The following is a 12518-nucleotide window of genomic DNA, read 5'->3' as shown; positions in this document are numbered from 1 at the left end:
CATGACTCTCAACATCTCTGTCACCGGCGCCACCGGGCGCATGGGGCGGCTCGTCGAAGACATCATCGAACACGACGACCGTTTCGCGCTGCACTCGACACTCGATTCGCACAGCTCGCTGAGCAAGATGGAGGGAGCCGACGTCGTGGTCGACTTCACGATCTATGACGCCAGCCGAAAGATCGTCGACCACGCGCTTGACCACGGCATCGACGTGGTCGTCGGCACGTCGGGCTGGAACGCCGAGCGCATCGCCGAGGTCGCCGATCGGGCAGATCGCAGCTCGCTGGTGATCGTGCCGAACTTCTCGGTCAGCTCAGCACTGGCCACCAAACTCGCGCAGCTCGCCGCACCGCTCTACGATTCGGTCGAGGTGGTCGAGGCGCACCCTGCCCGCAAGAAGGATTCCCCTTCGGGCACCGCGGTGCGCACGGCCGAGCTCATTGCGGCCGCACACGGTCCCTACGCGCAGCCGAACACCGACCAGACCGCTCGCGGCCAGCTGGTCGAGGGAATTCCGGTGCACTCGCTGCGTCTGCAGGGAGTCGACGCCGTGCAGCAGGTCATCTTCGGCGGTACCGCTGAGACGCTGACGCTGCGGCATGACACCCTGAGCATCGACGCCTACCGAGACGGCATCGCACGCAGCATCGTCTTCGCACACGAGCAGACCGGTACGACCGTCGGGCTCGCCGACGTCATCGGGCTCTGAGATGGACCGCCGCGCTCAGTCTCGGGCACTGACCCTGGCGATCGTCATGATCGTCTTTCTGGCCCTGTACATCTTCACCGTGTTCGAGCGCGCCTTCGTGCTGATCGGCCTGCATGATCCGATTGCGAAGACGATGGGCGCGTTCCTGCTGATCTTTCCGCTGCTCGGCGTCTATGTGATCTATGCCGAGATGCGATTCGCCGTGCGTGCCAACCGACTCATCGCGAGGCTGTCGCGAGAGGGCGCCTTGCCCACCGACGACCTGCCGCTGCGACCGAGCGGAAAAGCCGATCGCGAGGTCGCCACGCAGCGCGTCGACGACCTGGCTGCGGCAGTCGAACAGGCAGGGGACCGGGCGACCTGGCAGGATCTTCTGCGTCTGGGGCTCATGCAGGATGCCGCAGGGCGTCGATCCGACGGCCGACGCACCATCGTGCAGGCGATTCGCGTCGAGCGCAAGGCGCCGCAGGCAGAATCGGCTCAGCGAGACTGAGGCACGCCGAAGAGCTGGGCGACGGCTGCTGCGATCGCTGCGGTTCCCTCGAGCGCGTCGATCGCACGGCCGACGGTGCCCGGCTCGTCGAGCACCGCCTGCAGCAGCGCCGCGACATCGGCGCGTGTGATGCTGTCGGACGCACCGCCCTCGGCCGTTCGCCGGGCGAACCCGGTGCCGAGAGCAACCGAACCGCAGGCCGGGTCGTCGGTCAGGCGGCCGGGTCGCACGATCGTCCAGTCCAGGTCGTCGCGGCTCTGCAGCGCACGATCCGCGTCTCGTTTGGCGTGGTGGTACGCGGTGAAGACCTCGTCATCGAGGCCGAGCTCGTCCTGCTCGGCGCCGATGAACGAGATCTGGACGAAGCGGCGCACCCCGGCCGCGACGGCTGCGTCCGCACTGCGAACAGAACCGAGGTAGTCGACGGTGTGCTTGCGAGCCACACCGGAACCGCCGCCCGCCCCAGCGGCGAAGACCACGGCATCCGCATTCTGAAACCTCTCGGTGAGATGTTCGACGGCGTTCGCCGCTTCGAGGTCGGCGAGCAGCGGGGTTCCGCCGCGCTCCAGCACATCGGGCTCATGGCGGGCGTCGCGAACGACGTTGAGCACCGTGTGCCCGGCCGACGAGAGACGCTCCGTGAGCAGCAGCGCGATCTTGCCGTGCCCTCCGACGATGGCGATGGTCGACATGGTGGCTCCTTCGGTCTGGCCCTGCTCCGGTCGCATTGCGTTCGCCCATTCTGTCAGCAGAGACGCCGCCGCGCAGCAGAGGCCTGCGGCATGCTTCGGCACCGGGCACGCGCGAAATGTGGCCAGCCGCCTGCCTGCGGGGTAAACTGAGGTGATGCCAGAGACAGAGATCATCAAGCAGCTCGGCCAGGTGCTGGTCGCAGTCGTCACTCCCATGCGCGCCGACGGTGAAGTCGACTGGGCCGGAGTCGAAGCGCTGATCGATGACTGCGTCACTCAAGGCGCCGATGGAATCGTCGTCAGCGGCACAACCGGTGAGACCTCGACGCTCACTGACGCCGAGAAGATCCAGCTGGTTCGCACTGCGAAACAGGTGGCCTCAGGCCGTGCCCGCATCATCTCAGGCGGACCCTCCAACGAGACGGCACACGCTATCCAGCTGGCCCGCGAATCCGAGGCCGCCGGGGCCGACGGCATTCTGCTCGTGACCCCGTACTACCTGAAGCCGACGCAGGCGGGCGTGCTCACACACATCCGCATGGTCGCAGACGCCACCGATCTTCCAGTGATCCTCTATGACATCCCTGGGCGTGCTGGCATTCCGCTGACGTACGAGACCATCTCGCGCGCCGCGAAGCATCCCAACGTGGTCGCGGTCAAAGACGCCAAGGGCGACTTCGCACAGGTTTCGCGGGTGCTGAACGAGACCGGCCTGGCCTACTACTCCGGTGACGACACGCATGCGCTGGCGCACGCCGCGCTCGGTGCGGTCGGCGTGGTGAGCGTGACCGCCAACATCGTGTCGGCCGCATACCGCAAGATGTTCGACGCCGTCAACGCCAACGATTTCGCGACGGCGCTCGACGTGCACCGTCAGCTCGAACCACTGGTGCGGGCGACCATGACGCACATTCCTGGCACGGTGTCGACGAAGTACATCCTGCACGGTCTCGGCCGCATCGGCAGCCCGCGCGTGCGACTGCCGCTGGTCGGTCCAGAAGACGCCGAAGCCGCGCTCATCGAGGCCGACATCGACGCGGTCGAGAGCATTCCCGGCGTCGACTTCACAGATTTCCGCCCCGACCGCAACGCTGCGGCCGGAGGAGCACTGCCGCGCATCCCCGGCGCGGCGCGGCGCAACGCCTGAGCGGCACGCCGTCCGCGCACTGCGCAGCGTGACCAGCGCAGGCTGATCGCGCGACGTTCGCCTGCTCCGGTGACGAGAAGAGATGTACATGTCGTGCAGGAGGCACGGCCATGAAGACGCGAGTCTCCACGTTGGAGCCGCACGAAGCACGGGCACGAGTGTGCCCACGGAAGGTCGGATTTGTCCGCTGTAGTAATCAATCAGCCACCGAAACTGCGCAAAGACACTCTGCGCATCATCCCATTGGGCGGCCTCGGCGAGGTCGGACGCAACATGACGGCGTTCGAGCTCAACGGACGTCTGCTCATCGTCGACTGCGGCGTGCTCTTCCCCGAAGACTCACAGCCCGGCGTCGATCTCATCCTGCCTGACTTCGCACCGATCGCCGATCGTCTCGACGACATCGACGCGCTCGTGCTCACTCACGGCCACGAAGACCACATCGGTGCTGTGCCGTACCTGCTCAAACTGCGCGACGACATTCCTCTGATCGGCTCACGTCTGACGCTGGGGCTCACCGAGGCGAAGCTCAAAGAGCACCACATCACCCCCGAGTCGATCGTCGTCGAGGCACGAGACAAACTGACCGTCGGCGAGTTCGTGCTCGAGTTCTTCACGGTGACCCATTCGATTCCCGACTGTCTCGCCGTCGCCATGCACACACCGGCCGGCACGCTGCTGCACACCGGTGACATCAAGGTCGACCAGACCCCCATCGACGGTCGCGTCACCGACTTCCAGGGCCTGGGACGTCTCGGCGCCGAAGGCGTCGATCTGCTGCTGATGGACTCGACCAACGCCGAGGTGCCGGGGCACTCCGACTCTGAGCGCAGCGTCGGCCCGGCGATCCGCCGTGTGATCAGCGAGGCGAAGCAGCAGGTGATCGTGTCGACGTTCTCGTCGCATGTGCACCGCGTGCAGCAGATCGCCGACGCCGCCATCAAGGCGAGACGCAAGATCGTGCTGGTCGGCCGTTCCATGCTGCGCAACCTGACGATCGCCCGCGAACTGGGATACCTCAACATTCCCGACAACGCCCTGGTCGATCTGAAGAAGGCCGGCAAGATGCCGCGCGAGAAGCTGGTCTACATCTGCACCGGCTCGCAGGGCGAATCGCTGGCCGCGCTGTCTCGCATCGCCAATGGCTCACACCCTTCGATCACTGTCGAGAAGGGCGATACCGTTCTGCTGGCATCGTCGCTGATCCCGGGCAACGAGACTGCGGTCTCTGGTCTGATCAACAACTTGATCGAGAAGGGTGCCGACGTCATCCACAAGGGCAACGCCAAGGTGCACGTCTCGGGTCACGGCAACTCGGGCGAGCTGCTGCAGTGGTACAACGTGGTGCGTCCCCACATGGCGATGCCGGTTCACGGCGAGGTCCGCCATCTGCACGCCAACGCTGGGCTGGCGGCTTCGACCGGTGTGAACCCCAAGGGCATCGTCGTCGCGCACTCGGGGTCGGTCATCGATCTGGCGAAGGGACGAGCGAAGATCACCGGTCAGTACCGCAACGACCACATCTTCGTCGACGGCTCGTCGGTGGGAGAGATCACCGAGGCCGACCTGCGGGATCGGCGCACGCTGAGCGCCGAGGGCTTCATCACGGTGATCATCGGCATCAACATGAACGACGGCCACCTGGTCGTCGGGCCTGAGATTCAGGCGCGCGGTCTTGCCGAAGACGACAAGGTCTTCGACGACGTCGTGCCACGTGTCGAACGTGCGATCGCAGACGTCTACGCAGAGGGCGAGCGCAACCCGCACGTCATGCAGCAGGTCGTGCGCCGCACTGTCGGCCGGTGGGTCAGCCAGAGGCTTCGCCGCAAGCCGATGATCGTGCCGATCGTGCTCCCGGCCGAGTCGATCGACGACGTCGAGATCGTCACAGAGAGCGACTGATCTCGGCTTTGCAGCTCGGACTCTTCCCGGTGCCGCCAGCGTGTATGCGTGCAAGCGTCTGCGGCTGGCGGTACCGTTGAGGCCATGGCTCGACAACCCCGAACGAAACCCGCCGCGAAGACGGCGAAGACCCGCGTGCTCCAAGACGCGCAGAAGGGCCAGGCCAAGCGCGTGCAGACCGAAGGCGAGGGGTTCGGGCCGTTTGTAAGGCGTGCCTACATGGCGTGCGCGCATGGCGTGGGCGCCGCCGCACGCGCATTCGCTCCAGACAAGGTGCCAGCAGACGAACGCCGCGACGGGTTTCCCTTCGCTCTCTTCGTGCTGGCGGTTCTCGGTGTCGTCGTCGAGTGGTTCCTGCCCACCTCAGCCGTCGGGCACGCGCTGCACACCGCAACGTTCGGGGCGCTCTTCGGGGGGTCTGCCACGCTGCTGCCAGTGCTCTTCTTTCTGCTGTGTCTCTGGCTGTTCCACCACCCGGTCAAGGCCGCTGAGACCGGTCGCATCGGCATCGGTCTGGGACTCTTCGTCGCTATGCTCGCCGGGCTCTGGCAGGTTGCGGCAGGCAACCCCGTTCCAGCTGACGACGGCCTCGAACACGTCGCCCAGGCCGGCGGCATCATCGGCTTCACCGTCGCCTTCCTGCCGATCCGCCTCACGGTCTGGTTCGCTGTGCCGGTGCTCACCGTTCTGCTGCTGCTCTCACTGCTCATTCTCACCAAGACGCCGCCGAACCGCATCATGAGTCGGCTGCGCGAGGCCTATGCCTACATGTTCGGCCTCGATCACAGTGCTTCCCGCGAGGCCGACGAGGCCAAGAGAGTGCCGGGCGAACAGCTTCCGCCGACACGTCCGCTGCTGGCGAGCGACCGCTCCGAAGAGAGCCCGCAGCAGCCCGGTCGGCGCAGTCGCCCGAGCCGGGCCGAACGCCGTGCGAAGAAGGCCGCAGAGGCAGCCGAGCACGAGGCGATCGAAAGCGCCGAGACGCCTGCCGCAGACGAAGTCGCCGCACTCTTCGACATTCCCGACGAACCCGCCGCGACCGTGCACGCCGCTGACAACACCCACACCGAGGTGCTCAGTGAGGGGGAGCACGGTGCTGCTCCCAGTGACGAACCAGACACCTTCGAACCTGAGCCTGCCTCGTTTGACGACCCAGAGCATCCCTATCAGCTGCCCGAGATCGACCTGCTGAGCAAGGGGGCACCCGCACAGGCACGCACCAAGGTCAATGACGAAGTCATCGCACAGCTGACCGACGTCATGCAGCAGTTCGGCGTCGACGGCAAAGTCACCGGATTCAGCCGAGGCCCGACGGTGACCCGCTACGAGGTCGAACTCGGTCCGGGCGTCAAGGTCGAGCGATTCACTGCACTCAGCAAGAACATCGCGTACCAGGTTGCCAGCGCCGATGTGCGCATTCTGTCGCCGATTCCCGGAAAATCGGCCATCGGCGTCGAGATTCCGAACCGCGACCGCGAGACGGTGCATCTGGGAGACATCCTGCGGTCGCCGGCGGCGCAGAAGAGCCACCATCCGCTGACCATCGGCGTCGGCAAAGACGTCGAAGGCGGCTTCGTGCTGGCGAACCTCGCCAAGATGCCGCATCTGCTGGTGGCAGGCTCGACCGGGTCGGGCAAGTCGAGTTTCGTGAACTCGATGATCACCTCGATCCTGCTGCGGTCCACGCCGGCACAGGTGCGACTCGTCCTGGTCGACCCGAAGCGTGTGGAACTGTCGAACTACGCCGGAGTGCCTCACCTGATCACCCCGATCATCACCAACCCCAAGCGGGCGGCAGACGCGCTGCAGTGGGTGGTCAAAGAGATGGATCACCGCTACGACGATCTGGCCAACTACGGCTTCAAACACATCGACGACTTCAACAAGGCCGTCGTCAACGGAGAGGTGCAGCCTCCTACAGGCTCGAAGCGCGTGCTCAGGCCGTATCCCTACCTGCTGGTCGTCGTTGACGAGCTCGCCGACCTGATGATGGTCGCGCCCAAAGACGTCGAAGACTCGATCGTGCGCATCACTCAGCTCGCCCGTGCCAGCGGCATCCACTTGGTGCTCGCGACGCAGCGACCGAGCGTTGACGTGGTCACCGGTCTCATCAAGGCCAACGTTCCGAGCCGTCTCGCGTTCGCCGTGACCAGCGTCACCGACTCCCGCGTGATCCTCGACCAGGCCGGCGCAGACAAGCTGATCGGGCAGGGTGACGCGCTCTTCCTGCCGATGGGTGCCAACAAACCGGCTCGTGTCCAGGGCGCCTGGGTAGAAGAGGGCGAGATCCATGCGATCGTCGATCATGTTCGACAGCAGGCCAACCCGGACTACCGCGAAGACGTCACCGCTGCACCAGAGGCTGAGAAGAAGCACATCGACGCCGACATCGGCAACGATCTCGAAGATCTGCTGGCTGCGGCCGAGCTGATCGTCTCGAACCAGTTCGGCTCGACATCGATGCTGCAGCGCAAGCTGCGCGTCGGCTTCGCCAAAGCCGGGCGTCTGATGGACCTGCTCGAGTCGCGTGACATCGTCGGTCCCTCTGAGGGGTCGAAGGCGCGCGATGTGCTGGTGACGTCAGAGTATCTGCCGAACGTCTTGGCCTACCTCCGAGGCGAGCGCGACAGCATCTACGACGCCGATGACGACGGAGCCGACGGTGCGACGCCAGCCGCGGGCGGCGACGCACCCAGCGGCGGGTATCCGACGGGCTCGGCCGGCAGCGCGGCCGGGCAGTCTCATGAGAGCCGCAACGCCCAACACGAGGCTGAGTCGGCCGCAGCGCGCGGGCACGTCGCCGGTTATGGCGGTCCCGACAACCACGCACCGACGGGACCCGACGCCCGAGGTGTCGATCCCAGCAAACCGGTGCTCTCGAACGATCTTGACGACTTGGACGACGGCCGTCGGCATGGCGGCTCGAGTCAGGACGCCTGGCAGCTGACAGGAAGATGACCCAGATGACCACACCCACCCCGGCGCGCTCGAGCGACGCTCAGCCCTCACCCTGGAACCTGCCGAATGCGATCACGGTCGTACGCATCCTCTTCGCACCCGTCGTCTTCGTGCTGCTGCTGGTCGACGCGGCCGGGGTGCACGGCGGCGGTCTGCGCTGGTGGGCAACCGTGCTGTTCATCGTGGCGATGGCCTCAGACGGCGTCGACGGTCATCTCGCGCGCAGCTGGGGGCAGATCACCGACTTCGGCAAGATCGCCGATCCGATCGCAGACAAAGGCATGACCGGCCTGACACTCATCGGCCTCAGCATCGTCGGCGATGTGTGGTGGGCCGTGACAATCGTCATCCTGCTGCGTGAGATCGGCATCACGATCTATCGCGTCATCGCTCTGCGGTCGCACCTGGTGATTCCCGCCTCGCGAGCAGGCAAACTCAAGACGGTAGTGCAGTCGGTCGCCATCGCCTGTGCCCTCGCACCCTTCGCGCTCCACGTCGCCTGGTTCCAGTGGATCACATGGGCGCTGCTGGCAGCGGCAGTGCTGCTCACTCTGTACAGCGGCGTCGCCTATGCCGTCGATGCCGTTCGCGGGCACCGAGCGCGCTCGTCTGCCGACGACACAACACAGCCAGGAGGCACCCGATGATGGCAGAACAGCCGATCAGCCGGCAGGGATTCATCATTCAGCACTACACGCGGCTCGGGCTCACCATCGCTGTCGCAGAGTCGCTCACCGCAGGTCTCGTCAGTGCGGCGCTGGCCGATGTGCCCGGTGCATCGAAGGTGCTCGCCGGAGGCATCACGGCCTACCAGACTCCGCTCAAGCACCGTCTGCTCGGCGTCGACAAACAGCTGCTCGAAGAACGCGGCGCGGTCGACCCGCAGGTGGCCGAAGAGATGGCGCTCGGCGTGCGTGAGCGGCTGGCCCAGGGGCCGCTGGTCTCGACCGTGGGCATCTCGACCACGGGAGTCGCCGGCCCCGACTGGCAAGACGACCAGCCTCCGGGCACGGTCTTTATCGGCCTGGCGTCACAGTCCGGTGTGACTCATTTCGCACATCATTTCGGTGGCAGCCGTCAGGCGATTCGCGAGGCAACGGTCTCGGCCGCCCTCGATCATCTCTGGGAGCACATCGATCTCGGCATGCGTTGATCGGCGTCGCCCTGCTCGACGCCTGCTGCACAACTCACCGACAAAGGAGTCATATGGTCATCGATCCGCTCATCTCGACTGACGAGGTCGCGGCGCTCATCGACCAGCGCGGGCAGGCGGATGCTCCCCGTCTGGTGCTGCTCGACGTGCGCTGGCAGCTTGGCAATGATCGCACCCATGACGAGTATCTGGCAGGGCATCTGCCCGGAGCGATCTACGTCGACCTCGACGTCGAGCTCGCCGATCCTGCTGCACCAGAGCTCGGGCGGCATCCACTGCCCTCAACCGCACGCTTTCAGCGAGCTGTGCGGAGGTGGGGGCTGCGCCCCGAAGACTTGGTGGTCGTCTATGACGACGTCGGAGGCATCGCCGCGACGCGCGCCTGGTGGCTGCTGCGAGACGCCGGTTTCGAGAACGTTCGACTGCTCGACGGAGTGCTCGCCAAATGGAGAGCCGAGGGTCGGCCGCTGCAGGCAGGCGACGTCGTCGCCGGCGACGACGGCACGGTGACCGTGCGCTTCGGCCATCTGCCGACCGTCACTATGGACGAGGCGGGCCGTCTGCCACAGCATGGCACTCTGGTCGACATCCGTGCGCTCGAACGCTACCGCGGCGAGAGCGAGCCGGTCGATCCGCAGGCGGGGCACATTCCGGGTGCGGTGAACGCACCGACCGATGAGAACCTCGCAGACGACGGCACGTTCCGTTCGCCGAACGAGCTGCGCGAGCGCTTTGCCGGTCTCGGCATCGACGGCACGACCTCCGTGGCGGTGCACTGCGGATCAGGCGTGTCAGCGACACACACGATTCTGGCGCTCAGCCTTGCTGGAATCGATGCGGCGCTCTATCCCGGCTCGTGGAGTCAGTGGTCGTCGACGCCCGGACGCCCCGTCACGACTGGCCCGCTGCCCTGACCAGCCTCAGGCGACAGGTCGCCGGGCATCGTCGAACGGTGTCGATCGACGCCTCTGACGAGGCCGATGAGCCAGATCACCAGCGTGATGGCGATCGTGCCGAGCAGCTGCCAGCGAGTCTGTTCGTTCCAGAGCATCAGCCCGGCGAACGCGGCGAGCCCGATGAGCCCGATCCACGACAGCCACGGGTGCCACCACATGCGCAGACTGATCGACCCCTCGCGCTCGAGCTCGCGGTGCAGACGCAGCTGTGACGCGAGCATGCCCGCCCAGACGACCAGCAGCGCAGCGCCGACGAGGTCGAGCAGCACAGTGAAGACCTGACCGGGAATCCACCAGTTGAGGAACACCCCGACCAACGAGAGCACGATCGAGGCCAAGACGGCATTGGTCGGCACTTTGCGTTTCGACAGATGCAGCAGGGGAGCGAACCCCTCACCCTGCGCTGTCAGCGAATAGGCCATGCGCGAGGTCGCGTAGATGTTCGCGTTGAACGCCGACAGCAGCGCGAGGGCGGCGATGATCTGCATGACCGTCGCAATGGCCGGTATGTGAGCCAGCTGCAGCACTGCGACGAACGGGCCGTTCGGGCCGCTGACCGCCGGGTCGTTCCACGGCAGCAGCGTGGCGATGACGAGCATGCTGCCGATGTAGAAGATGAGGATGCGCCAGAAGATGCTCTTGGTCGCCGCGCGGATCGCCTCACGCGGGCGATCGGCCTCGGCCGCGGCGATCGTGATGATCTCGATGCCGCCGAAGCTGAACATCACGGCGAGCAGCCCGGCCGCGACACCGCTGAAGCCCTGCGGAGCGAAGCCGCCGTGTTCGACCAAGTTCGAGAAGCCCACCGGGCCGTCGCCCACAATGCCGACGATCAGTGCGACGCCGATGATCAGGAAGACCACGACGGTGACGACCTTGACCCCCGAGAGCCAGAATTCGAACTCGCCGAAGTTGCGAACGCCCCAGAGATTGACCGCCGCGAACGAGACCACGAAGATCAGCGCCCAGCCCCACTGCGGCACTGTGGGAACCAGCGAGTGGAGAATGCCGGCGGCTCCGCTGATCTCGGCGATGAGCACCATGATCAGCAGAAACCAGTACAGCCAGCCGAGGGTGAACCCGGCCTTCTTGTTGAACGCCTGTGACGCGTAGGTGGCGAACGAGCCTGTCGAGGGGCGTGCCGAGACCATCTCGGCGACGGCGCGCATCACGATGAGCACGAGAGCGCCGGCTACGGCGTAGGAGACGATGATCGCGGGCCCCGCCATCGCGATGCCTGCCCCGCTGCCGAGAAAAAGGCCGGCGCCGATGGCCGAGCCCAGACCCATCATGGTCAGGTGTCTCGTGCGAAAGCCGCTTCTCGCCTTCGTCGTGCTCGAGCTCGTCTCTCTGCTCGTCTGCCCGTCCTGCATGGGATTCCTCATCTCTCGGTCGGCGCAGCTGGGCTGTCGGAGGCCGCGGTGAAGCTGGGAACGAGAGGTTCCGCTCCTCGGTGCGCCGCATGGATCTTGGACGAGTCTAGTGCCGGGGCAGCTGCGCGCGACGGGGCCAGGGTCGTCGTGTTCGCCGCCTCAGGGGTGCACAGCTCTCGCGAAATCGTGTGTACCGCACCGTGGGAATCGTGTGTGCCGAACCGTGTGAATCGTGTGTGTCACATTGCGGGAATAGCGTGTGGTGCACCTTCGTTGTACCAACAGAACCCCATGGCCTTCAGTAATTGTGCATGAGCTGTCACTCTGCATACCTTGTCACAGGGGTGGGCTACTCTGGTTCGTAGCCGCAACAGCCAGGCTCAAGCGGGCCGGAGAGGAGAACCGATGGTATTGCTTCGCCAGGAGCTCGGTGATGTGCTCCGGGATCTGCGACAGGAACGCGGCCACACGCTTCGCCAGGTGGCCGGTCGGGCAAGCGTTGCGCTCGGGTACCTCAGCGAGGTCGAACGCGGGCAGAAAGAGGCGTCGAGCGAGATTCTCGCGTCGGTTGCCGACGCGCTTGATGTGCCGGTCTCGCAGATCATGCGTCAGGTGAGTGATCGCATGGCCACGCTCGAGGGCATCACTGCGCATCCCTTCGACGATATGTCGGGCATTCCCGACACGATTCCTGACGAGCTGCTCGACGACGTCGACCGCTACGTTCCTTCAGCGCGCTGAGCCCAGCCGATGCGCAACAGCCAGTTCTGGGAGTTCGTCGAGAACGAGTTCGGCAGCGCGTACGGGCAGGTGCTGGTCGATGACCTTGTGCTGGGTGCCTGCGGCGACGTGACCGGCAGAGTCGCATTGGCCAGAGGCGATGAGCCTCGTGAGGTCTGGCTGGCGCTGTGCGCAGCAGCAGACGTGCCCAAAAGTCGGTGGCATGGCGTCGACCCCAAAGCGGCCAAGAATCGGATGCGCTCCTGACGCACTGCCGTCTCGTGTCGAATCCTCAGGTCCGTGACGAGGAGTCGAACGCTGGAGACACGCAGCTTGCTCTTCGAACATATCTTCGAATCTTCTGCTAACGTTCTCTGCAGAGCGCGTCGTCGCCAGTCTGCTTCTCCACAGA

Annotated in this window: 12 protein-coding genes; 10 read left to right on the top strand and 2 right to left on the bottom strand. The window is 65.6% G+C overall.

Annotation, left to right across the window (positions count from 1 at the left end; all coding sequences use genetic code 11):
* Position 1: 1 nt before the first annotated feature.
* Both dapB and F8O09_RS03790 read left to right on the top strand, forming a co-directional pair.
* Entirely contained in the window at positions 2-712 is a 711-nt protein-coding gene (gene dapB, locus F8O09_RS03795; RefSeq protein ID WP_158053983.1) for a 4-hydroxy-tetrahydrodipicolinate reductase, read from the top strand.
* Position 713: 1 nt separating this feature from the next.
* On the top strand, positions 714-1205 hold the full coding sequence (locus F8O09_RS03790) for a hypothetical protein (protein ID WP_158053982.1): 492 nt from the start codon (positions 714-716) through the stop codon (positions 1203-1205).
* On the opposite strand, the gene F8O09_RS03785 is transcribed toward F8O09_RS03790, so the two are convergent.
* Positions 1193-1897 (bottom strand): NAD(P)H-binding protein, encoded by a 705-nt coding sequence (locus F8O09_RS03785; RefSeq protein ID WP_158053981.1) that lies wholly within the window; start codon positions 1895-1897, stop codon positions 1193-1195. The two genes, F8O09_RS03790 and F8O09_RS03785, sit on opposite strands and share 13 nt — an antisense overlap.
* Before the next feature lie 154 nt (positions 1898-2051).
* On the opposite strand from F8O09_RS03785, the gene dapA reads away from it, so the two are divergent.
* From dapA to F8O09_RS03755, 6 genes are all read left to right on the top strand, one after another.
* On the top strand, positions 2052-3044 hold the full coding sequence (gene dapA, locus F8O09_RS03780) for a 4-hydroxy-tetrahydrodipicolinate synthase (protein ID WP_158053980.1): 993 nt from the start codon (positions 2052-2054) through the stop codon (positions 3042-3044).
* 180 nt (positions 3045-3224) lie between these two features.
* Positions 3225-4946 (top strand): ribonuclease J, encoded by a 1722-nt coding sequence (locus F8O09_RS03775; protein ID WP_225732850.1) that lies wholly within the window; start codon positions 3225-3227, stop codon positions 4944-4946.
* Positions 4947-5030: 84 nt separating this feature from the next.
* On the top strand, positions 5031-7904 hold the full coding sequence (locus tag F8O09_RS03770; protein ID WP_158053979.1) for a DNA translocase FtsK: 2874 nt from the start codon (positions 5031-5033) through the stop codon (positions 7902-7904).
* A gap of 5 nt (positions 7905-7909) precedes the next feature.
* Positions 7910-8551, top strand: coding sequence for a CDP-diacylglycerol--glycerol-3-phosphate 3-phosphatidyltransferase (pgsA, locus tag F8O09_RS03765; RefSeq protein WP_158053978.1), 642 nt, complete (start codon positions 7910-7912; stop codon positions 8549-8551).
* Positions 8548-9057 carry a CinA family protein gene (locus F8O09_RS03760; protein ID WP_225732849.1) on the top strand — a complete coding sequence of 170 codons (510 nt, stop codon included), beginning with the start codon at positions 8548-8550 and terminating at the stop codon, positions 9055-9057. Before pgsA ends, F8O09_RS03760 begins: the two co-directional genes overlap by 4 nt.
* A gap of 53 nt (positions 9058-9110) precedes the next feature.
* Positions 9111-9971 carry a sulfurtransferase gene (locus F8O09_RS03755; RefSeq protein ID WP_158053977.1) on the top strand — a complete coding sequence of 287 codons (861 nt, stop codon included), beginning with the start codon at positions 9111-9113 and terminating at the stop codon, positions 9969-9971.
* Here the strand turns inward: F8O09_RS03755 and F8O09_RS03750 are convergent.
* On the bottom strand, positions 9920-11305 hold the full coding sequence (locus F8O09_RS03750) for an amino acid permease (protein WP_225732848.1): 1386 nt from the start codon (positions 11303-11305) through the stop codon (positions 9920-9922). The two genes, F8O09_RS03755 and F8O09_RS03750, sit on opposite strands and share 52 nt — an antisense overlap.
* Positions 11306-11791: 486 nt before the next feature.
* On the opposite strand from F8O09_RS03750, the gene F8O09_RS03745 reads away from it, so the two are divergent.
* Together F8O09_RS03745 and F8O09_RS03740 are read left to right on the top strand one after the other, a co-directional pair.
* The gene (locus F8O09_RS03745; protein ID WP_158030947.1) at positions 11792-12127 is read left to right on the top strand and encodes a helix-turn-helix domain-containing protein; all 336 of its coding nucleotides are present in this window, start codon (positions 11792-11794) and stop codon (positions 12125-12127) included.
* A 9-nt stretch (positions 12128-12136) separates the two neighbouring features.
* Positions 12137-12373, top strand: a complete 237-nt coding sequence (locus F8O09_RS03740) for a DUF3046 domain-containing protein (RefSeq protein ID WP_158053975.1) — start codon at positions 12137-12139, stop codon at positions 12371-12373.
* Positions 12374-12518: the final 145 nt, after the last annotated feature.

It is taken from the genome of Pseudoclavibacter sp. CFCC 11306, assembly GCF_008831235.1.
GTDB lineage: Bacteria > Actinomycetota > Actinomycetes > Actinomycetales > Microbacteriaceae > Pseudoclavibacter_A.
The sequence above is the reverse complement of the archived record's forward strand: the minus strand, read 5'-3'. Positions and strand labels throughout refer to the sequence as shown.

What these genes read in the sequence shown, in the direction of transcription:
- F8O09_RS03740 (WP_158053975.1), top strand. Translation starts at nt 12,137, where the DNA reads ATGCGCAACAGCCAGTTCTGGGAGTTCGTCGAGAACGAGTTCGGCAGC.
- F8O09_RS03755 (WP_158053977.1), top strand. Translation starts at nt 9,111, where the DNA reads ATGGTCATCGATCCGCTCATCTCGACTGACGAGGTCGCGGCGCTCATC.
- F8O09_RS03785 (WP_158053981.1), bottom strand. Translation starts at nt 1,897, where the DNA reads ATGTCGACCATCGCCATCGTCGGAGGGCACGGCAAGATCGCGCTGCTG.
- dapA (WP_158053980.1), top strand. Translation starts at nt 2,052, where the DNA reads ATGCCAGAGACAGAGATCATCAAGCAGCTCGGCCAGGTGCTGGTCGCA.
- F8O09_RS03770 (WP_158053979.1), top strand. Translation starts at nt 5,031, where the DNA reads ATGGCTCGACAACCCCGAACGAAACCCGCCGCGAAGACGGCGAAGACC.
- F8O09_RS03760 (WP_225732849.1), top strand. Translation starts at nt 8,548, where the DNA reads ATGATGGCAGAACAGCCGATCAGCCGGCAGGGATTCATCATTCAGCAC.
- F8O09_RS03745 (WP_158030947.1), top strand. Translation starts at nt 11,792, where the DNA reads ATGGTATTGCTTCGCCAGGAGCTCGGTGATGTGCTCCGGGATCTGCGA.
- dapB (WP_158053983.1), top strand. Translation starts at nt 2, where the DNA reads ATGACTCTCAACATCTCTGTCACCGGCGCCACCGGGCGCATGGGGCGG.
- F8O09_RS03750 (WP_225732848.1), bottom strand. Translation starts at nt 11,305, where the DNA reads ATGATGGGTCTGGGCTCGGCCATCGGCGCCGGCCTTTTTCTCGGCAGC.
- F8O09_RS03790 (WP_158053982.1), top strand. Translation starts at nt 714, where the DNA reads ATGGACCGCCGCGCTCAGTCTCGGGCACTGACCCTGGCGATCGTCATG.
- pgsA (WP_158053978.1), top strand. Translation starts at nt 7,910, where the DNA reads ATGACCACACCCACCCCGGCGCGCTCGAGCGACGCTCAGCCCTCACCC.